This window comes from Aeromonas sp. s9 (assembly GCF_040907765.1).
GTDB lineage: Bacteria > Pseudomonadota > Gammaproteobacteria > Enterobacterales > Aeromonadaceae > Aeromonas > Aeromonas caviae.
Genome location: NZ_JBFOCK010000036.1, coordinates 1 through 21,575 on the forward strand (window position 1 = coordinate 1; position 21,575 = coordinate 21,575).

Genomic DNA, 21,575 nt, shown 5'->3' on the forward strand with positions numbered 1-21,575 from the left:
GGTGTGTAAGCGTAGCGATACGTTGAGCTAACCCATACTAATTACCCGTGAGGCTTAACCATACAACACCCAAGAAGTGTTTCTGGCCTTGTAGCAAGTGTGAGACTACTTACCTAATTCAGTGATAATGACAAGCAACTAGCAAAGTTGTTATTCACGTCAGCTTTCCAAGATTGAAGAATTTGCCTGGCGGCAATAGCGCAGTGGAACCACCTGACCCCATGCCGAACTCAGAAGTGAAACGCTGTAGCGCCGATGGTAGTGTGGCATTCGCCATGCGAGAGTAGGACACTGCCAGGCACCCAATACAAGAAACCCCGCTCACTCGAACGGGGTTTTTTATTGCCTGAAATTCAGCCCTCACTGGAGGGCAAGCGGGCACTATGGTGCTGTTCGTCGTTCACGTTCACTTGTTGCCCGTACCGGAAAAGTTGCGCCTGCTCTGGTCACATTGAACCCACATGTTGGCTCTCTCCGTTTTCATCATTTTTAGCGTAATAACCCAGTCGGAGCCGTTCTGTCTAAACCCGCCGCCCGCGCTGCGATTGGGGTTGTATCTGAATCATAACTCGGTAGAGTAAGGGGCATTCCGGGTTTGCCCGTGCCATGGTTTCGGTTTTTTTCTGGTATGGGACTCTCCGCCTGTTTTCATTCACCTTCACTCAGTGGTACCGATATGGAACAAGTAAACAAGTCAACCTTCAACGATGTGCTGGAATATGTGCGTATGTCCCGTCGTCAGAACAAGCTCAAGCGTGAAATTGCGGACAACGAGAAAAAGATCCGTGACAACCAGAAGCGGGTACTGTTGCTCGACAACCTGAGTGACTATATCAAGCCCGGCATGAGCATTGACGAGGTTCAGGCCATCATCGCCAACATGCGGACCGACTATGAAGAGCGCGTAGATGACCATATCATCAAAAATGCCGAGCTTTCCAAGGAGCGCAAGGAGCTGAGTACCAAGCTGAAGAGTATGAGCACCAGCAAATAATCCCGCCCCGCTCTCGTCAACACCGGCCTCTGGCCGGTGTTTCATTTTCATGCCGCAGCTCGGATCTCTTGCCGCGTTGCAACAATCGGCTCCCATTTTCACAATCGCCCTGTTAACATCGCTGCAAAGCGGTCAATAGATTTCAAGCCCTTGACTTGAAACGACTAAGCTTGATTGAAAGACAATAAATTGCGCAACCATGGTGGGGCTGATATGGGCGCATCAAAACAGACGGATTCAAATAAAGTGGCATCTCAGGATTCATCCGTACCTAATGCGGACGGGCAACAACAGCGTAAACGCCGACCCTGGTGGCGCTGGTTGTTCTGTTTTATCTTCTTGCTTTGTCTGGCTGCCGTGATCGCCCTGGTGGGTTATGAAATGAAGACCTCCCGACTGCAGTCACAGGAGATCTCCCGCTATGCGGCCACCCTGACCTATCAGATCGAACCCGGCCCCAGCAAGCAAATTGCCTTCCCCGACGACGGCCCGTTCGACAAGCGACTCGGTTATGTGCTGATGCCCATGATCCAGGAACGTCTCGTTCAGCGTGGCTACCTGGTGAGCGAACAGGTCCGTTTTTCCGATGCGCTCTACAACTACGCCAGCCACGGTTTCTTCGTGCCTTATACCGAGAAGGTCCAGGCAGGATTGACACTCTATGACTGCCGTGCAGAACCTTTCTACCAGTACAAGTATCCGACTCATTACTATCCGGATTTCAATGCCATACCGCCCTTGGTCATCCAGTCTCTGCTGTTTATCGAGAACCGTGAACTCCTGAGCAACAAGGAACCGCTGGCCAACCCGGCCGTAGACTGGCCGCGATTTGCCAAGGCGGCGCTGTCTCAGGTGGGCAAGGCGCTGGATATGCAGGATCAATCTGCTGGCGGCAGCACCCTGGCGACCCAGGTGGAAAAGTATCGTCATTCTCCCGATGGACTGACCGTTTCGCCGACCGAGAAGATCCGCCAAATGGTCTCGGCCAGCGTTCGTGCCTATCGGCTGGGGCCCGAGACCCTGGAGGCCCGCAAGCTGGTTGCCTGGGCCTACCTCAACTCGGTCCCGCTCTCTGCGGCGCCCGGTTATGGCGAGGTGCACGGTCTAGGTGATGGCCTCTGGGTCTGGTTTGGCGCCAATGTCGATGAGGTGAATCGACTGCTGGATCCCGCTCGCAACCAGGATTCTACCCTGGCCGAGCAGGGCCTTGCCTTGCGCCAGGTTGTCTCCCTGATGATCGCCCACCGCCGTCCTTCCTATTACCTGGCGCAGGGCAGAGAAGCACTGTCTACCCTGACAGACAGCTATCTGCGACTCTTCGTGCAGGAGGGAATGATCACGCCCCCCCTGATGGAGTCGGCTCTCAAGGCCAAGCTGGTCTTCCGCGATTTCCTGCAGGCACCTGCCATCACTCGAGTCAACAACAACAAGGGACTGCAGGTGGCTCGCACTCGTCTCAGTCGTCAGCTCGGGGTGCAGCTTTATGATCTGGACCGCATGGATCTGACGGCCAACACCACCCTCAATATGCCGTTGCAGAACGAGGTGTCACGGTATCTGCAGCAACTGGCAGACCCTGCATTCGCAGCCCAGGTGGGCCTGTTTGGTGAGCGCCTGCTCTCGCCGGAGAAAACGGGTGATGTGAAGTACAGCTTTACCCTGTTCGAGAAGACGCCGGAAGGGGTCAAGGTGAGGGTGCAGACCGACAACACGGACCAGCCGTTCGACATCAATGAGGGCAGCAAGCTTGAACTGGGATCCACCGCCAAGTTGCGGGTGCTGACGACCTATCTCGAGATTGTCACCGAGTTGCATGACAGCTACGGCAATATGCCGGTGGAGAGCCTGCGAAAGATCGAAGTGTCCGATCAGGACAACATCAGCCGCTGGGCCATCGCCTATCTGATGAGCGCCAAGGACAGAAGCCTGCCGGTGATGCTGGAGGCCGCACTGGACCGCAAGTATTCCGCAAGTCCCTATGAAGGCTTCTTTACCGGCGGTGGTATGCACACCTTCAACAACTTCCGCAAGGAAGACAACGGTCGCATCCCGCCCATTCGCGATGCGCTGCGGGAATCCATCAACCTGCCCTTCGTGCGCTTGATGCGGGACATTGTCCGCTACAGCCTCTACAAGGAGGGAAATCGTGCCCAGTTGCTGAAAGATGACAGGGATCCTCGCCGTACCGAGTACCTGGCCAAGTTTGCCGACAAGGAGGGCCAGACCTATCTGCTGAGGTTCTGGCGCAAATATCGTGGCAAGAGTGCAGAAGAGCAGCTCGATACCTTCCTCGATGGTCTCAAACCCAGCGCGGTGCGTCTCGCCGCCGTGCATCGCTATCTGATGCCGGAAGCCTCCCAGGCCGACTTTGCCGCTTTCCTGGCCAAGCGCCTGCCGCGGGAGAAATTGACCGAGAAGCGCATAGAGCAGCTCTATACCAATTACGGCCCTGGCAAATATTCTCTGCCGGATCAAGGTTATATCGCACGGGTGCATCCACTTGAGCTGTGGTTGCTTGCCTATCTCAAGGAGTTTGACAAGGCCACCTTTACCGATGCGGTAACCGCCAGCCGTGACGAGCGTCAGGAGGTCTACAGCTGGCTGTTCAAGACCCGTCATCGCAGTGCCCGGGATAGCCGGATCCGCACCATGCTGGAGGTTGAGGCCTTCCTCGACATCCATCAGCGCTGGGCTCGCCTGGGCTACCCGTTCGATCACCTGGTTCCGTCCCTGGCGACCGCACTGGGCAGCTCGGGCGATCGTCCTGCTGCGTTGGCCGAGCTGATGGGGATCATCCAGAACGGCGGCATTCGTGCGCCGACCCTGCGCATCGAGCACCTCTCCTTTGCCAAGGGGACCCCCTTCGCCACCGTCTTTGAGCCGGCGAACACCCAGGGGGCACGGGTGATGCCTGCCGAGGTGGCCAACGCCTTGCGCAATGCACTCTCCAAGGTGGTGGAAGGGGGGACGGCGCGGCGCATCGCCGGGGCCTTCGCCTTGCAGGATGGTACTGTCCTGGCCCTGGGGGGCAAGACGGGGACCGGGGACAACCGGATCGAGACGGTGGGTCGCTACGGCAATGTGACCAGTTCACTGGCTCGCAACCGGACTGCGACTTTCGTCTTCTACATCGGGGATGATCACTTCGGCACGCTGACGGCCTATGTACCCGGCAGCCAGTCCGACAAGTTCCGCTTCACGTCGGCGCTGCCTGTACAGGTGCTCAAGGGGATGGCCCCCCTGCTGGTCCCCTATCTGCAACCCGCTACTCACACCCAGTGCGTGGCGGGCAGCTGAGCGGATAGCGTATGAAAAAACGGGGCCATTGCGGCCCCGTTTGATTGTGTACTGCACGCGGCCCTGAGGCGGACGTGAGTCATCACTTACAACAGATCTTCAATTTCACCGCGCAGGTACTGGTACATCTCGCGATAGGCTACCGGCGGCTTGTTCAGCTCCCGTTCCTTGTTGGCGGTGCGGATCAGCTGACGCAGCTTCTGGCGATCCAGCTCGTGGAACTGGGACATCAGCTCGTTAAGGGCGCTGTCGCCTTCGGTGATCAGCCGCTCGCGCCACTGTTCGAGGCGGTGCAGGCGGGCGTTCACGGTGGAGTGACGCATCTTGATGATGGAGAGGGCCTCTTCAATGGGGGCCACATCGCGGCTACGCATCAGACGGCCGATGAACTGGAGATGGCGACGGAAGGACTCATCCTTCTTCGGCTTGAGCTTGCGACCCAGCTCGACCGCTTCGGCGAGCTCTTCATCCAGGGGGATCTTCTCCAGCTCGCTGTGACTTAGGGAGACGATCTCTTCCCCCATCTTCTGCAAGGCCTCGGCATCACGCTTGAGCTGGCTCTTGCTGGGGCCCCAGTCTTCCCACTCGTTGTCGTCTTGATATTGACTCATCGGTCTCTGTATTCCTGTCATTCACGTTTGGCGGATATGTTACCAGCTTCTCCCGCTGGGCGCAGGGGTCTGATATGCTTAGCCCCTTTCCTTCCCTTCATACAGATGTGAGTTATGGACCAGCAAGATCAAATCCGCCAGGATCAATCCCATCTCGAGGCCGTGGTCGCCGAGGCCCTTGAGATAGCGAAAGGGCTGGGCGCCGGGCTTGCCGAAGTCTCCATCAGCAAACAGACCGGCCTCTCGGTGAACACCCGGGGCTGCGAGCTGGAAAGCATCGAATTCAACAAGGATGGCGCACTCGGCATCGCCGTCTATCGCGATGGTTGCAAGGGGTCCTCCTCCACCACGGATCTGACCAAGCCGGCCATTCGCGCCGCCGTGGAAGCGGCCATGGAGATCGCCCGCCACACCTCTCCCGATGACTGCGCCGGTCTTGCGGATGCGGATCTGCTGGCCTGGGATGCCCCGGACCTGCAACTGTGCCACCAAATCGAGCTGGATCCCCAGCGTGGCATCGCGCTGGCCATCGAGTGCGAGCGGCTGGCCCTGGGACGGGATGCCCGCATCAAGCACTCTGACGGAGCCAGTTTCTCCAGCCACCTGGGCGTCAAGGTTTATGGCAACAGCCACGGCTTCGTCAAAGGCTATGCTGCATCGCGCAACTCCCTGAGCTGCGTACTGATCGGCGAGCAGGATGGCGACATGCAGCGCGACTACGGCTACTCCTCCAGCCGCTCCCTGGACGGGCTGTGGAGCCCCCAGCGCATCGCTGACGAGGCGGTGGAGCGCACTGTTTCCCGCCTGGGGGCTCGCAAGATCAGCACCCGCCATGCCCCTGTGCTGTTCCACCCCGATACCGCTGCCGGTCTGTGGGGCCATCTGGTGATGGCCATCAGCGGGGGCAACCTCTATCGCAAGTCGAGCTTCCTGCTGGACAAACTGGGCAAGCAGATCCTGCCCGAGTGGCTCACCATCCAGGAGTTCCCCCACTTGCCGGGAGGACATGCCAGCACCCCGTTCGACGGGGAAGGGGTTCGCACCCGCGACATGGACATCATCCGCAACGGCGAGCTGATGAGCTGGCTGCTCACCTCCTACTCCGCCCGCAAACTGGGCCTGACCACCACGGGCCATGCCGGGGGTATCCATAACTGGCAGGTTTCCAATACCGGCCAGGACTTCCAGGGCATGCTCAAGGAGATGGGTACCGGCCTGCTGGTGACCGAGCTGATGGGGCAGGGGGTCAACATCGTCAATGGTGATTACTCCCGCGGCGCAGCCGGTTTCTGGGTTGAAAATGGCGAGATCCTCTATCCGGTGGAGGAGATCACCATTGCTGGCAATCTGGCCGACATGTTCAGCCATATCGTGGCGGTGGGTAGTGATGAGGATGAGCGTTCCAGCCTCAAGACCGGCTCCGTACTGGTCGAGCAGATGAAACTGGCGGGGCACTGATCCCCTCCGTCCGATCTGGACTATGGTGTCTAGTCCTGAGATAGGTCTACACATTTTCAGCTAGCTTTTAGCACTCAGAACCCCCGATGCGTCACATCAGGGGTTCTGTATTTCAATGCCTGATGCGGTTGCTCCAGGTTATAAGTATCCACTGCCTTTCGCACTTTTCCCCGCCTGCGCCAGCCTCTGCAGGCTTTGCAGCAGTGACTCTCTTTTCAAGATCTCAGTGCATTTTGGTGACAGTTATGAGTATCTGTCATCAAGCATTTGACCCCGTGTTGTTCATGCAATGACTGATACAACCCCGAACAATACTGCACCTGGTGGTCCGAATGATGAATAAGCTTTCCGTGGTCACGTTGTTGCTTCAGTGTTTTCTCGATCACCATCGACTCGGCATTCATCTCTTAGTTGCCACTATTTTGCGTGAGCAGGTGTCCGTCACCTAGCTCAGGTAGAGCGGCCCTGAGTGTCATAACGCGTCTGCGTCTGTTTATAGGTGAGCTTGCCTTCTTCAATCTGCTCGACCAGGGCCAGTTTAAAAATCAGAGTAATTGTGTTGTGTTCGTTTACGCCCTGTCCCATCGAGATCTCCATCTATTCGGAGGAGAAGATGCAAACCATATTCAGGCAGATGCGCCGATCAGACGTCGGCCAGCTGCAATGCCTGGCGGTAGTACTCGTTGGCCTTGTTGGTCAGGCGGCGCTTGTCCATCACCTGGCCGAGGGCGTGGTAGAGGGCGGCATCCGGCGCCTTCGCCACTTCCTGCTCCAGCAGGCGCTGGGCGTCGTCCAGCTGACCGGCCAGCAGGCAGACCCGGGCCAGCGCGGCTTCGGCGCCAGGCTGATCCTGGATCTTTCTGAGCAGGGTCAGCATGGGCTGGTAGTCGTCCAGTTTGAGCTTGGGCAGGCGGGCGAACAGCTCGGGGGAGGGATCCTTGCGCAGGGCCTCCAGCCAGAGATCGGCGGCTTCGGCATCGGCCCCCAATCGGCGCAGGCGATCCCCGTAACTGGCCAGCAGCACGGGATCCTGGCGCTGTTTGCGGGGCAGACCCTGCCAGACCGTGCGCAGGGTGTCGAGGGAGCCGCTGGCGGCCTCCAGACGACCGCACCACGCCTGGTGCAGCAGGGTCTCTTCCTGCTGGGCGGTCAGCTTGCCCACCTTGCGCAGGGCAGGGGCGAGATCGATGAGGGCCGCCCAGTCTTCACGGGCCAGATACACCTGACGCAGCTGATCCAGCACCATGGGGTGGCGCGGGTTGAGGGCATAGATGGACTCGAGGCGACCGAGGGCGCTGTCGTACTGGCCCTGCTCAATCTGCAACTGGGTCTGGATCAGGGTCAGTGCCAGCTCTGCCTTGGGGTTCTCTTCCTGAGCTTTCTGCAGGTAGTGATCCCGGCGCACGTCATCGCCCCGGGCCTGGGCCACCCGGGCGGCGCTCAGGTAGTTGAGCAGCGGGGTGTCGCTGTTGTCGGCGCCCTTGATGAGGAGCTTCTCGGCCTGGTTGTAGTGCCCCTCTGCCATGGCCAGGGTGGCATTGACGGTTTGCAGGTTGGCCTTGCGGCGGCGGCGGGAGCCGAACCAGCCCTGGGTCTTGCGGCGCAGGCCGAACAGGCGGGCCAGCACCCATTCCACGATGAGCAGGGCGCCGTAGAACAGCACCGCCAGGATCACCGCGCTGGTGACCGAGGATTCCACCGTGTAGTTGCCCAGCGAGATGAGCACATAACCCTTGTTGCCGGAGGCTTCGGGACCGAAGATGAGGCCCGCCACCATCACGGCGACTATGACGATCAGACGAATCATGGTCTCCTCCTCAGTTGCCGGCCAGGATGCGTTGCAGGCGTTCGGTCAGCACCTGTTCCAGCATGGTCTGGGTCTTGAACTGATCCGGGTAGTCAAACTGGATCTGCTCGCCTTTGAGCTTGTCGAGCTCGGACTGCATGTACTGGGTGGCGCTGTTGTCGGCATCGAAATACTGGGTCAGCCAGCGCTTGGCCTTCTCCAGGCTGTCGATATAGAGGGACTGCTGTTCACGATAGACGGCGAGCTGGGCCTGCAGCAGCTTGGTCTTGAGGTTCTCCCGCAGGAAGATCTCCTGCTGCGGGGAGAGCAGGGCTTCCACGGCGCCATCCCGGCGACGGATGGTGATGAAGTTTTCGGTGAACTTGACCCAGTTCTTCTTGAGGTTGCTCTGCCACTCGTCCGGGTTGGTGCTGACGGTCTGGTCGGGCTCGCTCTTGGCTTCCGGCATGCTGACAGTGGAGAGGGGCAGCAGCTCGATCTGGTCCGAGAGGGCGGCCAGCTTCAGGGTCAACCCCTCGCGATCGACTCGCGGCATCCCCTTGAGCTTGGCGATGTCTTCCGCCAGCGCCTTGCGAATGGGCATCAGGCTGGGGTCGTTGAGCGCCTTGATGCGCTCGTCGGCGTTGCCGAGCAATGTGATGGCGGAGACGATGTCGTGTTCGAGCCACAGCTTGCGGCCCGCCATGCGCACCAGGTATTCGGATTCGGCCAGCATCCAGTCATTGGGGCGCTTGTCGTCCAGATCCAGCACCTTGGTCTGCAAGGCGTCCAGCGCCTCCTGCAACTGCTGCTGGCTCTTGCCGAGGGCACCGATCTGTTCGGCATCCTTGCTGCTGCCCTGATCAATCCTGGTCATGGCGTCGGCCAGTTGCTGCTTGAGGGCTACCAGTTCGGCCTGCTGGACAACGGCGTTCTGGTGTCCGTGCACATAGAGACCACCGGCCAGCCCCAGGGCCAGCAGGATGGCGATGCCGCCAAGCACGGTGCCAGAGCTGCCCTTCTTGCTCCCTGTCGTTCCGGGCGCGGGCTTGTTGTTGTCGGCCACGGTGGCCGCGGCACTCGGCTGGACTTCTTGCTGTTCAGTCATTCCATCTTCCTCAGTTCCAGGGCGGCCACCAGAGCCTGGTTGGATGCACCTTGGGCAATCACGATACGGGTAAAACCAGCCCCTTCTGCCATCTCGGCCACCCGGGGACTGGGCACCACCAGCAGGCGGTCATAAAGCCAGGGGTGCTGCGGGCCGGGCACCAGGGCCAGCAACCGCTGCAACAGTTCGCCACTGGTGATGAGCAGGCTGTCGAGCCCGGCTGCCTGCCAGTGGCGGGTCAATGCGTCCCCGTCAAGATCGGGGTAGTGGCGCTCGTAGGTGGCACAATAGTGCACCAGTGCGCCCCGTGAGGCCAGCGTCCGGGCGATGAGATCCCGCCCGTCATTGCCGCGCAGGATCAGCACCCGGCGGCCACTCACCCCTTGCAGTGCCGGCAGGGCCAGCAGCCCTTCACTGCGGGGATCGGCCGGGCACAGGGCCTGGATGTCCGCCTCGGCGAAGGCATCCGCACTCGCCTGGCCGACTGCAAAGTAATCAATATGTGGCCAGGTCTGACCAGTTTGCAACAGAAAATGATGTGCAAAATGAATGGCATGCATGCTGACGGCGATAACGAGGTCCGCCTCTTGCAGCATGTCACCCAGGTGAGGGAGGTCGCATCCCGGCCGGGTTTCCAGCAACGGACAGCAGAGCGGTGCATGACCCAACTGGTGCAGCATCTGCACCAGCTGGTTGGCCTGGGCGGCCGGGCGCACCACCAAGGGGACCATCAGGGGGCGCTCCGGGCAGATGACCGCGAACCTGGCTGTGCTGTACTCATGCCCGGTAGACCTCGGCCAGGATGACGTCGGCGCCGGCGGCCAGCAGGCGCTGGGCCAGGGTGTGGCCCAGAGCCTCGCCCTCTGCCAGGGGGCCGCGGATCTCGTCGCGAATGACGCGGGCACCGTCCGGGCTGCCCACCAGGCCACGCAGCCATACCTCTTCTCCCTGTACCAGGGCATAGGCCCCGATAGGCACCTGACAGCCCCCTTGCAGGGCACGGTTCATGGCGCGCTCGGTCAGCACCCGGATGCGGGTCTCGGGGTGTTCGAGCGGCGCCAGCAGGGCGTGCAGCTCGTGATCGTCGAGGCGGCATTCGATGCCGACCGCCCCCTGGCCGTTGGCGGGCAGGCTCTGCTCGGGCTCGATGAAGGCGGCGATGCGATGGGCCATCTCCAGTCGTTTCAGGCCGGCGGCGGCCAGGATGATGGCGTCATATTCACCGGCATCCAGCTTGGCGAGGCGGGTGTTGACGTTGCCGCGCAGGTCGCGGATCACGAGATCAGGGCGGGCAGCGCGCAGCTGGCACTGACGGCGCAGGCTGGAGGTGCCGACCACGGCCCCTTGAGGCAGCTCGTCTATCTGGTTGAAATGGTTGGAAACAAAGGCATCACGCGGGTCTTCGCGCTCACAGATGGTGTGCAGGCCGAGTCCATCGGGGAACTCCACCGGTACGTCTTTCATGGAGTGGACAGCGATGTCGGCACGCCCTTCCAGCATGGCAGTCTCCAGCTCCTTGACGAACAACCCCTTGCCGCCGACCTTGGCGAGGGGGGTGTCGAGGATCTTGTCACCCTGGGTGCTCATGGGCACCAGTTCGACCTGCAGATCCGGATGGAGTGCCTCCAGCCGATCTTTCACAAAATTGGCCTGCCACAGGGCCAGTGGGCTCTTTCGAGTGGCAATTTTCAGGGTTCGGGCTGCCATATCAATCAGTTGTTTCATCTTTTGAGAGGAAAACGATCTTACCACCCTTTGCAGGGGCTTTCATGGCGCAGCCCGCAAAAGCGGGGCCAAGCTCAAAAACGGGGGCGGAAAATTATTTTCATTCAGCCAGCAATTGATTTTAAGTTATTGAAAATATGCGGCTTTATTGCTTTCCTCTGATACCGTTACGAACGGGGTCAGAAATAATCCGGTGATTGTGTGCGGGCTTGTTTACCACTGCTGTTTGCATTGTTAACATGATCACACTTTTTTGACGTCTCCCCGTTTTGGTGCGTCATTTCTCTTCCCCATAGGTAGGGCATTGCTGGTTAAACTCGACACGCTGGTGGCGCGCTACGACGAACTCAATCGTCTCAAGACGCAACGAGCGCTGGATCTCATGAGTCGCTACGGGCAGCAGGTTTTCCACTTGCTGCCTGTCATGCTGCACTTCAATCACCCCCTGTTGCCCGGTTATGTGGCAGGGGATGTGCCTCATGGTATCTGGAGTTTTGTCGCCAACGAGGCCCAGCAGGCCTTCATCCAGGATCTCTGCCAGAACGCCAACTGCCAGGGCGGTCTCAGTACCCACGACAAGTCCATCCAGGGCCTCTACTCCATGGGGAGCACCTCCTCCATCGGTCAGTGCTGCCACTCGGATCTCGACATCTGGGTCTGCCACGTGGCCGGTCTGTCGAGCGAGCGCCTCGCCCTGCTGGAACAGAAGTGCCAGCACCTCTCCATGTGGGCGGAGCAGCGGGGGGTCGATCTCAACTTCTTCCTGATCCCCGAAGACAAGTTCCGTCAGCGCAACGATGCCCAGATGCAGGGGGAGAGCTGCGGCAGCGCCCAGCACCTGCTGCTGCTCGACGAGTTCTACCGCAGCGCCATGCACATCGCCGGCAAGCGGCTGCTCTGGTATCTGGTGCCTGCCGAATATGACGATCACTACGACGACTACGTCAACGGCCTGTTTGCCCACGGCAAGTTGAGCCAGGATGACTGGCTCGATCTGGGGGGTTTTGATCGCATACCTGCCGAGGAGTATTTCGGCTCCGCCCTGTGGCAGCTCTACAAGGGAATCGACTCCCCCTACAAGGCGGTGCTCAAGTCGGTGCTGATGGAGGCCTACTCCCACGAGTATCCCAACACCCGGCTGCTGTCGGTGACCAGTCGCGACTGGTTCCAGCACAACGAGGGGATGCACTACCGCCTCGACAACTACTGCCTGATGCTGGACAAGGTGACCAACTACCTCAAGTCCATCGGCGACATGCAGCGCCTCGATCTGGTGCGTCGCTGTTTCTATCTGAAGGTGTGCGACGGGCTGAGCCATCCCAAGGAAGATCACTCCCCGGACTGGCGCCGGGAGCAGATGGCCCAGCTGGTAGCCTACTGGGGCTGGAGTCCGGAGCGCCTTTACCACCTTGATCACCGCCAGGAGTGGAAGGTCGAGGACGTCAAGGTGGCCTACGCCGAGTTGCTGGAGGCTCTGATGCAGAGCTACCGCAACCTCATCCAGTTCGCCCGGCGCAACAACATCAGCGAGTCCATCAACCCGGAAGACATCGGCATCCTGTCGCGCAAGCTCTATGCCGCATTCGAGAGCCTGCCGGGCAAGGTGCAGCGCATCAACCTCAAGATTGCGCCGGATCTCGGCGAGCCGGATCTCAGCCTGGTACAGGTACCTCACGGCCGCCTGAATCGCGCCGGCTGGTATCTCTACAAGCATTCCCTCGAACCCGCCGACATCATCGGCCGGGCGCCGCTCGAATATAACGGCTACATCAGCAAGCTGGTGGCCTGGGCCTATTTCAACGGCCTGCTGACGCCCCAGTCCCGGGTGCATCTGTTCAACCAGGGCTCGGATCTGCACATCGACAACCTGCATCAGTTCTGTCGCGATCTCTCCGGCACCTTCCCGGTCAAGTATCCCCGCGCGACCAACCTGGCCCTGAGCCGGCCGTGCGAGATCCGCCAGCTCTCCATCTTCCTGAACCTGGAGACGGACCCGTCCAGCCACTGGGTGGGGCAGGTGATCGAGTTCGATGCCAACGCCGCCGATGTCTTCTCGTTCGGTCGCAACCAGGAGTGTCTGGTGGGATCCGTGGATCTCGTCTATCGCAACTCCTGGAGCGAGATTCGCACCCTGCACTTCGAGGGGGAGGAAGCCGTGGTGGACGCCCTCACCACCATCCTCGGCAAGATGCACCAGGACGCTGCGGCCCCCGAGATGATCGAGGTGTTCTGCTACAGCCAGCACTTCCGCTCCCTGGTGCGCACCCGCTTCCAGCAGCTTGTGGCTGAATGCATCGAGTTGCGCCTGGCCCGGGACAAGCAGCAGCTGGTCAAGACGCTGGCGCTCGGCAAGGAAAAGTACGGCATCTTCTTCGAGCGGCGCGGGGTGTCGGTCAAAAAGCTGGAGAACGCCATCGACTTCTACCGCCACATCTCCCACAACAAGCTGGATCACCTGCCGCTGCGCCTCGACAAGACTCACAGCCAGCACCTGCCCGGCATCGTCGACGCCTACGCCAGCGAAGGGCTGGTGCAGTTCTTCTTCGATACCCGGGATGCAGGCACCAACATCTATATCCTGGACGAGGCGAACCGGGTGGAGATCTACCAGCACTTCGCCGGCAACAAGGACGAACTGGTACAGGGGGTGAATCGGTTCTACACCTCGGGTCACGAGCGATTCAGCAATGCGGGTCAGTTCAGCAACTTCAACCTGCCCCAGTACTACGAAATCGTGCAGGTGGGTGACAAACTCGATGTGATCCCCTACCGCAGCCAGAGCCCGCAGCGGGACACCCCAGGAGCGGCGCGGGAAGTAGGATGATGTGCTGATAACCGCACCGGCAAGATGGCAAACGGCCTGCATGATGCAGGCCGTTGTCCTATCCGTGGTACGGGAATCTGGTGTGGAGGGGGCAGCGGCCAGTGGGGGATGCCGTCGAGCATCGCCGTCAGGGATGAAAGCAAACGGCCTGCTGATGCAGGCCGTTGTCTTACCCGTTATCCGACAATCAGGCGCCGAGGCGGGCCAGCAACCAGCTGCGAATGTCGCCCAGCTGGGGGCGGCAGATCTCGTGGCGCATGGGGTATTCGTGCCACTCGGGGCTGAGTCCCGCCGCTTCCAGCCGGTTCTTGGCGTCCCAGCCCATGGAGAGGTTCACCACGTCGTCATAGATGCCGTGCATGTAGCAGATGGGCAGGGCGCGGGCCGCCTCGCTCATCTCGCCGGGCAGGGCATCGGGTACCGCCAGGTAGGTGGACATGCAGAGCAGGCCTGCCAGTGGCACCGGATGGCGCAGGGCGGTGAAGGAGGCGATGACGCCCCCCTGGGAGAAGCCGGCCAGCACGATGCGCTCGGGGGCGAAACCCTCGGCCACCAACTGTTCAATCAGCGCGGCGATACGGGCCGCTGACTCCCTGACATGGGACTCCACGGCGCGATCCGCCGGATCCTCGAAGCTCTTGATGTCGTACCAGCCGCGCATCCGGTAGCCCATGTTGATGGTGATGGGGCGCTCGGGCGCATCCGGCAGCAGATGGCGGACGGGCAGGTCGGCGGGCAGGTCCAGCGCCTCCACCAGGGGGGCGAGGCCGGCGCCGGAGTCCCCCAGCCCGTGCAGCCAGATCACCGCATGGCGGGCACCTTCGGGATGCAGATCCGTCATGAGAAGACCACGGGCTCGCCGGCCTGGGTGGTGCAGGCCCGGGTCAGCAGGGCCTTGAGCTCGTCGCCGAAGCGGTTGTCGATCCAGCTGTCACCGCGCAGCTCGAAGTGGAAGCCGTTCTCCCGGGTAGCGACCCAGATCTGGTGCAGGGGCTCCTGCTTGTTGATGATGACCTTGGTCTTGTTCTCGAAGCTCAAGGTCAGCACCCCGCCTGCGCGTTCGCAGTCGATATCCGGATACCCCTCGTCGATGGTGTCTTCCACATACTGGAAAAAGGCGTCGGTCAGGGCGTGATACTCGTGATCCTTCATCGGTTTATCCTGTTGCTTTTAACAATGTGAGTGCGATTATAGAGGGCCAAAAATTTTTTCGCAGCGAACCATTATGATTACCCAGTTCACCAAGTGCCTGTTTGCCGCGTCGCTGTCGCTCGGGTTGGCCGCCTGTGGCCTGACGGGGCCGCTCTACATGCCACCGGCCGAACAGCCCGCACCTGCAGAGCAGACACAGCCCAAGACAGAGAGTACACCGCAAGCCGCCTCGCCTGCGACCGCTACACCGGCCTCAGAGGCCGCGCCGCAATAATCTAGGAAGGAACCGCCCCCTTGGATCACTTTAACTACGACGCAGACGGTCAGCTTCAGGCCGAACAGCTTCCCCTGCAACAGCTTGCCGACCAGTACGGCACTCCGCTCTATGTCTACTCCCGCGCCACCCTGGAACGCCACTGGCATGCCTTCGACCAGGCGGCGGGCGACATTCCCCACCTGATCTGCTACGCGGTCAAGGCCAACTCCAACCTGGCCCTGCTCAATCTGCTGGCACGCCTTGGTTCGGGCTTTGACATCGTCTCCGGCGGCGAGCTGTCCCGGGTGCTGGCGGCGGGCGGTGATCCGGCCAAGGTGGTCTTCTCCGGCGTCGCCAAGAGTGAAGCCGAGATGCGCCTTGCGCTGGAAAAAGAGATCCTCTGCTTCAACCTGGAGTCCGAAGCCGAGCTGGAGCGCCTGAACCGGGTCGCAGGCAGCATGGGCAAGAAGGCGCGGGTCTCGGTGCGGGTCAACCCGGACATCGACGCAGGCACGCACCCCTATATCTCCACCGGCCTCAAGCAGAACAAGTTCGGCATCCCCATCGAACAGGCGCCCGCCATCTACCGCAAGGCAGCGGCCATGGCCCATATCGAGATCAAGGGGGTGGATTGCCACATCGGCTCGCAACTCACTGAATTGAATCCCTTTATGGAGGCGGCTGACAAGCTGCTCAAGCTCATCGACGAGCTGGCGGCGGAAGGCATCCACATCCATCACCTGGACGTGGGCGGCGGCCTGGGGGTCAACTACGGCGCCGAGCAGCCGCCGCACCCCACCGAGTATGCCGAGGCGCTCAAGCAGAAGCTGGCGGGCCGGGATCTGACCCTCTTGTTCGAACCGGGCCGCGCCATCGTCGCCAACGCCGGTGTGCTGCTTACCCGGGTCGAGTTCCTCAAACCCGGCGAGACCCGCAACTTCGCCCTGATCGACGCCGGCATGAACGATCTGCTGCGCCCCTCCCTTTACGGCGCCTGGATGAACATCATCGAGGTGGACAGCCGCGCGACCCACGAGAAGGCACTCTATGACGTGGTGGGCCCGGTGTGCGAGACCGGTGACTTCCTCGGCAAGGAGCGTACCCTGGCGATTGCCGAGGGCTCCCTGCTGGCGGTGCGTTCCGCTGGCGCCTACGGCTTTACCATGTCCTCCAACTACAACACCCGACCCCGTGCGGCCGAGGTGCTGGTGGACGGTGACCAGGCGCACCTCATCCGTGAGCGGGAGCAGTTGGCGGATCTCTGGCGTGGCGAGCACCTGCTGCCGTGATGGATGGATTTTCAGCGTTCCTCCATGTGAGAGCGTGATTAACGGTGAGACAGGAACGCGCGATGTTGATTGAGTTTTCCAAAATGCACGGCCTCGGTAACGACTTCATGGTGGTGGATGGCGTCACCCAGAAGGTGTTCTTCAGCAACGACATCATCAAGAAGCTGGCGGATCGTCACTTCGGTATCGGCTTCGACCAGCTGTTGCTGGTGGAGCCGCCCTATGACCCCGAGCTCGACTTCCACTACCGCATCTTCAATGCCGACGGCAGCGAGGTGGAACAGTGCGGCAACGGGGCCCGTTGCTTCGCCCGTTTCGTGCGTCTCAAGGGGCTGGTCAACCGGGATCGCATCGCGGTCAGCACCGCCCGGGGCCGCATCACCCTGCAGCTGGAAGGGGAGAACCAGGTCACGGTCAACATGGGGGTGCCCCAGTTCGAGCCGGGCAAGATCCCGTTCCGTGCCCAGAAGGCGGAGAAGACGTATCTGCTGCGGGCCCAGGATCACACCGTGATGTGCGGTGCCGTCTCCATGGGCAACCCTCACTGCGTCATCGAGGTGCCCTCGGTGGCCGATGCGCCGGTGGAGACCCTGGGACCCATCATGGAGCGCCACGAGCGCTTCCCCGAGCGGGTCAACGTCGGCTTCATGGAGATGGTCAACGCCAGCGAGATCAAGCTGCGGGTCTTCGAGCGCGGGGTGGGCGAGACCCTGGCCTGCGGGACCGGGGCCTGTGCGGCCGTGGTGATAGGCATCAGCCAGGGCAAGCTCAAGGAGCGGGTCACCGTCACCCTGCCGGGTGGCAAGCTGACCATCGCCTGGAAGGGACCGGGTCAGCCCGTCTACATGACGGGGCCGGCCGAGCACGTCTTTGACGGCCAGATAGAGTTGTAGACAAGGAGCGGGTGATCCCGCTCCATCAACGGATCATATCGGGGCCCTTGGCCCCTTTTTCGGATGGATCAACCAAGTTATGAGCGAACTCAAACGGCAGGAATCACTGGTGGATGAAGCCACAGTGCTGGAGTACCTGGCCCGTTATCCCGAGTTTTTCCTGCGTCACGGGGCCATGCTGGACAAGATCCGCATTCCCCATGGGCAAAAGGGCACCATCTCCCTGGTGGAGCGCCAGCTGGACAGACAGCGGGAGCGCATCGAGCAGCTGGAGCAGGAGATCACCGAACTGATGGGGGTCGCCAGCGAGAACGAGCGGATCTTTCGGGTTTACGCGGATCTCTACGGGGAGATCTACGGTTGCCAGACCCTGTTCGAGCTGAGCGCCGTGATGGGCAAGGCCTTCGTCCAGCGGCTGCGACTCACCGGCCTGCGGCTCTGGCTCAATCCCAGGCATTTCCAGCTGAGCGGCCCCGAGCAGCGTTTCCTGGCGCAGGGCAAACAGCTCGAACAACTGCTGGGCCAGCGCCTGCCCGGCACGGACTACTATTTCGGTCGCCTCAACCAGAGCGAGAAGCAGGCGCTGTTTGGCAATGATGTGCTGGTCAACTCGGTGGCCCTGATGCGGCTCGGGGAGCTAGGCGTGCTGGCCTTCGCGAGCTCGGATCCCAGCCACTTCACCCCCCACAACGACACCCTGCTGCTGGGTCAGCTGGGGCGTCTGCTGCAACTGCGTCTGCCCGAGCTGGCCCGTGGCTAAGGCAACGACCCGATCCCCTGCCAGGACGCCCCCTGCTGCCGACCCCCTGCCGGTCGCACTGGCGGGGGAGCTGGACGCCTTTATCGAATACCTGAGGGTCGAGCGCCAGCTCAGCCCCCATACCCGCAGCAACTATCAGGCCCACCTGGAAGCCATGACCGCCGAGCTGGTGAAGCTCGGGGTCGACGACTGGGCCCGGCTCGAGGCGAGCCAGGTGCGCAGCCTGGTGACCCGGATGCACAAGGGGGGGCTGGCGCCCCGTTCCCTTGCCACCAAGGTGTCGGCCCTGCGCAGCTTCTGCGACTGGCAGGTGCGCCAGGGGCGGCTCACCGCCAACCCGGCGCGGGGCATCGTCACCCCCAAGCAGGGGCGGCCCCTGCCCAAGAATCTGGACGTGGACGAAATGTACCAGCTGCTCAACATCACCGACGAGCAGGATCCGCTGGCGGTGCGGGATCGCGCCATCATGGAGCTGATGTACTCCTCCGGCCTGCGCCTTGCCGAGCTGGTGGGGCTCAACCTCGCGGACGTGAAGCTCGACGAGCGCCAGCTCAGGGTGATCGGCAAGGGCTCGCGGGAGCGGGTGCTGCCCATCGGGCGGATGGCGGTGGAGTGGTTGCACAAGTGGCTCAAGGTACGCCCCCTGCTGGCCGGTGACGAGGGGGAGGCATTGTTCGTCTCCAAGCGCAGGCAGCGGCTCTCGGCCCGCTCGGTACAGGAGCGGCTCGACGGCTGGGGCAACAAGCAGGCGCTCAATGCCCACGTGCACCCCCACAAGCTGCGCCACAGCTTCGCCACCCACATGCTGGAATCCTCCGGCGATCTGCGGGCGGTGCAGGAGCTGCTGGGGCATGCGGATCTCTCCACCACCCAGATCTATACCCACCTCGACTTCCAGCATCTGGCAAAGGTATATGACAGTGCCCACCCGCGGGCGAAGCGGGATCCGGAAACGCCGGAGGATGAGTGATGTGGTGTGCGATCTGCGGGGATGACAATCTCCACGTCGCCCGGGTCAGGCGGGAGCTCGCAACGCCAGAGGATGAGGAGTAAAGAGGAACAGCCATGCAGTTTTACCGTCGCTGGCAGCCGGTGGCCGCCATCTCGTTCGATCTGGACGACACCCTCTATGACAACGGCCCCGCCATCGTGCGGGCGGAACAGTGGATGCTGGACCACCTGCGCAGCGAATACCTGGCTACCGCCATGCTGGACAAGCCGCGTTGGCTCGCGCTCAAGCGCCAGTTGCTGCTGGACCACCCGGCGCTGAGCCACGACGTCAGCCTGGCGCGCCAGCGGGGCATTCGCGAGGCCCTGGTGCAGGGGGGCATGGAGCCCGGGCTGGCGGAGCAGCAGGCTCGGGCGGTGTTCACCGGCTTCATGGCCGAACGCTCGAAGATAGAGGTGAGCGAGGCGACTCACGCCCTGCTGGCTCGTCTGGCGGCGCGCTACCCGCTGGCGGTGATCACCAACGGCAACCTGGATCTGGAGCAGGCGGGTCTGGCTGGCTACTTCACCCTGGTCTGCAAGGCGGGAGCGGGAGCCAGAATGAAACCGGCGCCCGACATGTTCGTGCAGGTGCAAGAGGCCCTGGGGCTGGCCCCCGGCCGCATCCTTCATGTGGGGGATCACCCGGTGACCGACGTGCTGGGGGCCAGGCTGCACGGCTTTCGGGCCGCCTGGCTCAACGAGAGCGGTCAGTCCTGGCAGTCGCTGTCGCTGCTGCCGGATGTGGAGCTGGGGCAGTTGCAGGATCTGGCCACCCTGCTGCTCTGAGCTGGGGGTGAGGGACTGATTCCGTGATCTATATCTGGCAATAACAACAAGGGAGCAAGGGCGTGAAGGGAATGAAGGGTGTCATCTGGCTGGCGATCCCCATGGTGCTGGCGGGATGCGATCTGGTGCAAGACCGTTACCGGATGGAGTTCAGGGACGGATCCTGGCGGGAGATCGCCATCTCCCCGTTTTCCGACGAGGCGCGCTGGCGCGAAGGGTGTGCCACCGGCGAGATCCAGGTGGACATGACCCTGCCCCTGAAACGGGGCAAGGTGGTGAATGGCCGGGAGCAACTGCTCATCGGCGGCGAGCTGTTCGAGCTGGAGGATGCCCGTCTCTATCGCGGCAACGGCATGGTGCTCGGGCAGGCCCCGGACCATATCCAGCGGGGCCTCAAGGGGCTGGATGTCTGCCGAACCCTGCGCCCTGATCGCGGAGCCCTGCCCAAGCTCAAGGGCAAGGGATTCGGCGACTAGCCCGTCTGCTGCCTGAACGGGCAGGAGGCGTCGCCGAAGGCAGTGAACAGTTTGATGGCGTGGGGGGTCACAGGCCCGTCACGCCGTATGCCTCTGGGCAGCCCCCGATGCACGGGGCCCTGCCCAGGCTCAAGGGCAAGGGGTCGGCGACTAGCCGACCTGCTGCCTGAACCGGCGGCAGGCGTCGCCAAAGGCGGTGAAGAGCTTGATGGAGTGGGGGTTCTCGCTGGCCTTCCACTCCGGGTGCCACTGCACCGCCAGCAGGAAGGGGGAGAGGGCGGGAGCGTGGATCGCCTCGATCAGCCCGTCTTCGGCATGGGCCAGGGGGGCCAGCCCCTTGGCCAGCGTCTTGATCCCCTGCCCATGGAGGGAGTTGACCGGAATCGACGGCTGCCCCATCAGCTCGGCCAGCCAGGTACCGGGCACCAGCTCGACCTGATGGCTCTCGCCATACTGCTCATCCACCGGGTCATCCGCGTCCTCCCGATGATCGTCATAACCCGGCTCGCAATAGACCTTCTGGTGAATGTCGCCCCCCAGGGCCACGTTGATCTCCTGCATGCCTCGGCAGATCCCGAGGAGCGGCAGGCCACGGTCGAGGGCGGCGCGCACCAGGGGAATATCGAACAGATCCCTGTCCCTGTCCTGGGGCTTCTCCGGGGTGAGGTTCTCCTGGCCATAGAGGGAAGGATCGATGTTGGATCCGGCACCGCTCAGATAGACCCCGTCGGCGAGGTCCAGATACTGCTCCAGATCCTCGGTGCCACAGCAGGTGGGCACCAGCAGCGGCACGCAGCCGCTGATCTCCACCAGAGGCTTGATGTATTTGTGGGTCATGACCTGGTAGGCGTGGCCACTGCGGGTCTGGGCCCCCATGGTCATCAGCACGACGGGTTTGTTATGGGCACTGAGGTTGGGCATAGGTCACCTTGGCTATCCTTGGCGGTCTCATCCTGCGCCTTGGGAAGGCCCTTGCCGCCTCGGCTCGCAAGGGCATGCCTCAAGGCATGGTCGTGGGATCAGGGTCGCGCCAGCGTGCCAGAATCGTCGGTCAGCCTTGGCAACGACAGCCTGGATCCTGTCTCCAGTCTGCCAAGGCCGTTCAATATGTCAAACAAAATGATGCAATTATGTTAACCATTGATGTCGAGATACGGCTGCGAGTCCCAT

General features: G+C 61.8%; 20 protein-coding genes, 1 rRNA gene and 1 pseudogene. 12 read left to right on the forward strand and 10 right to left on the reverse strand.

All coding sequences use genetic code 11. From position 1 onward, the window contains the following. The first annotated feature begins 185 nt into the window (after positions 1–185). The 3 genes from rrf to AB5Y54_RS06595 all read left to right on the forward strand — a co-directional run bounded on the left by rrf (position 186) and on the right by AB5Y54_RS06595 (position 4,291). Positions 186–300 (forward strand): 5S ribosomal RNA (rrf, locus tag AB5Y54_RS06585). Between the two features lie 376 nt (positions 301–676). After that, positions 677–994 carry a PTS system regulator TmaR gene (gene tmaR / locus AB5Y54_RS06590; RefSeq protein WP_010672687.1) on the forward strand — a complete coding sequence of 106 codons (318 nt, stop codon included), beginning with the start codon at positions 677–679 and terminating at the stop codon, positions 992–994. Between the two features lie 213 nt (positions 995–1,207). Beyond that, complete coding sequence (locus tag AB5Y54_RS06595; RefSeq protein WP_290437919.1) at positions 1,208–4,291, forward strand: transglycosylase domain-containing protein; 3,084 nt, start codon at positions 1,208–1,210, stop codon at positions 4,289–4,291. Between the two features lie 86 nt (positions 4,292–4,377). On the opposite strand, the gene yjgA is transcribed toward AB5Y54_RS06595, so the two are convergent. Next, positions 4,378–4,902, reverse strand: a complete 525-nt coding sequence (gene yjgA / locus AB5Y54_RS06600) for a ribosome biogenesis factor YjgA (RefSeq protein WP_010672689.1) — start codon at positions 4,900–4,902, stop codon at positions 4,378–4,380. A 114-nt stretch (positions 4,903–5,016) separates the two neighbouring features. Here yjgA and pmbA point away from each other — a divergent pair, with 114 nt between their 5' ends. Then, the gene (gene pmbA / locus AB5Y54_RS06605; protein WP_109112262.1) at positions 5,017–6,360 is read left to right on the forward strand and encodes a metalloprotease PmbA; all 1,344 of its coding nucleotides are present in this window, start codon (positions 5,017–5,019) and stop codon (positions 6,358–6,360) included. A gap of 74 nt (positions 6,361–6,434) precedes the next feature. Here the strand turns inward: pmbA and AB5Y54_RS06610 are convergent. The 6 genes and pseudogenes from AB5Y54_RS06610 to hemC form a co-directional block, all read right to left on the reverse strand. Further along, positions 6,435–6,829 (reverse strand): annotated as a pseudogene (locus AB5Y54_RS06610) (DDE-type integrase/transposase/recombinase); the annotation flags it as partial. Next, entirely contained in the window at positions 6,811–6,945 is a 135-nt protein-coding gene (locus AB5Y54_RS06615; protein ID WP_010672691.1) for a hypothetical protein, read from the reverse strand. The pseudogene AB5Y54_RS06610 and the gene AB5Y54_RS06615, both read right to left, overlap by 19 nt. Positions 6,946–7,003: 58 nt before the next feature. Continuing rightward, positions 7,004–8,167 carry a heme biosynthesis HemY N-terminal domain-containing protein gene (locus AB5Y54_RS06620; RefSeq protein WP_069785406.1) on the reverse strand — a complete coding sequence of 388 codons (1,164 nt, stop codon included), beginning with the start codon at positions 8,165–8,167 and terminating at the stop codon, positions 7,004–7,006. Positions 8,168–8,177: 10 nt separating this feature from the next. Then, positions 8,178–9,254, reverse strand: a complete 1,077-nt coding sequence (locus tag AB5Y54_RS06625; protein ID WP_368153396.1) for a uroporphyrinogen-III C-methyltransferase — start codon at positions 9,252–9,254, stop codon at positions 8,178–8,180. Continuing rightward, on the reverse strand, positions 9,251–9,985 hold the full coding sequence (locus tag AB5Y54_RS06630) for a uroporphyrinogen-III synthase (protein WP_201984881.1): 735 nt from the start codon (positions 9,983–9,985) through the stop codon (positions 9,251–9,253). The genes AB5Y54_RS06625 and AB5Y54_RS06630 overlap by 4 nt, the downstream gene beginning before the upstream one ends. A gap of 46 nt (positions 9,986–10,031) precedes the next feature. Beyond that, the gene (gene hemC / locus AB5Y54_RS06635) at positions 10,032–10,961 is read right to left on the reverse strand and encodes a hydroxymethylbilane synthase (protein ID WP_151027241.1); all 930 of its coding nucleotides are present in this window, start codon (positions 10,959–10,961) and stop codon (positions 10,032–10,034) included. A gap of 322 nt (positions 10,962–11,283) precedes the next feature. Between hemC and AB5Y54_RS06640 the strand changes: the two genes are divergently transcribed. After that, positions 11,284–13,803, forward strand: a complete 2,520-nt coding sequence (locus AB5Y54_RS06640; protein WP_042879398.1) for a class I adenylate cyclase — start codon at positions 11,284–11,286, stop codon at positions 13,801–13,803. A gap of 187 nt (positions 13,804–13,990) precedes the next feature. Here AB5Y54_RS06640 and AB5Y54_RS06645 read toward each other — a convergent pair whose 3' ends face one another. Continuing rightward, entirely contained in the window at positions 13,991–14,644 is a 654-nt protein-coding gene (locus tag AB5Y54_RS06645; RefSeq protein ID WP_103858869.1) for an alpha/beta hydrolase, read from the reverse strand. Continuing rightward, positions 14,641–14,955 (reverse strand): iron donor protein CyaY, encoded by a 315-nt coding sequence (gene cyaY, locus AB5Y54_RS06650; protein ID WP_010672698.1) that lies wholly within the window; start codon positions 14,953–14,955, stop codon positions 14,641–14,643. The genes AB5Y54_RS06645 and cyaY overlap by 4 nt, the downstream gene beginning before the upstream one ends. 73 nt (positions 14,956–15,028) lie before the next feature. Between cyaY and AB5Y54_RS06655 the strand changes: the two genes are divergently transcribed. From AB5Y54_RS06655 to AB5Y54_RS06685, 7 genes are all read left to right on the forward strand, one after another. After that, positions 15,029–15,229: a lipoprotein gene (locus tag AB5Y54_RS06655; protein ID WP_010672699.1), complete on the forward strand. Its 201-nt coding sequence runs from the start codon at positions 15,029–15,031 to the stop codon at positions 15,227–15,229. A gap of 20 nt (positions 15,230–15,249) precedes the next feature. Continuing rightward, positions 15,250–16,500: a diaminopimelate decarboxylase gene (gene lysA / locus AB5Y54_RS06660; protein ID WP_039039806.1), complete on the forward strand. Its 1,251-nt coding sequence runs from the start codon at positions 15,250–15,252 to the stop codon at positions 16,498–16,500. A 62-nt stretch (positions 16,501–16,562) separates the two neighbouring features. Beyond that, a complete protein-coding gene (gene dapF, locus AB5Y54_RS06665; protein WP_029313578.1) occupies positions 16,563–17,393 on the forward strand; it encodes a diaminopimelate epimerase in 831 nt (276 codons plus the stop codon). 79 nt (positions 17,394–17,472) lie between these two features. Next, complete coding sequence (locus AB5Y54_RS06670; protein ID WP_041212252.1) at positions 17,473–18,153, forward strand: DUF484 family protein; 681 nt, start codon at positions 17,473–17,475, stop codon at positions 18,151–18,153. Then, the gene (xerC, locus tag AB5Y54_RS06675) at positions 18,146–19,123 is read left to right on the forward strand and encodes a tyrosine recombinase XerC (RefSeq protein ID WP_041212253.1); all 978 of its coding nucleotides are present in this window, start codon (positions 18,146–18,148) and stop codon (positions 19,121–19,123) included. The genes AB5Y54_RS06670 and xerC overlap by 8 nt, the downstream gene beginning before the upstream one ends. A 95-nt stretch (positions 19,124–19,218) precedes the next feature. Further along, positions 19,219–19,929, forward strand: coding sequence for an HAD-IA family hydrolase (locus tag AB5Y54_RS06680; protein ID WP_201890455.1), 711 nt, complete (start codon positions 19,219–19,221; stop codon positions 19,927–19,929). Between the two features lie 71 nt (positions 19,930–20,000). Beyond that, entirely contained in the window at positions 20,001–20,405 is a 405-nt protein-coding gene (locus AB5Y54_RS06685; protein WP_042880976.1) for a hypothetical protein, read from the forward strand. A gap of 150 nt (positions 20,406–20,555) precedes the next feature. On the opposite strand, the gene AB5Y54_RS06690 is transcribed toward AB5Y54_RS06685, so the two are convergent. After that, positions 20,556–21,326, reverse strand: a complete 771-nt coding sequence (locus tag AB5Y54_RS06690) for a gamma-glutamyl-gamma-aminobutyrate hydrolase family protein (RefSeq protein ID WP_368153397.1) — start codon at positions 21,324–21,326, stop codon at positions 20,556–20,558. Between the last annotated feature and the right edge of the window lie 249 nt (positions 21,327–21,575).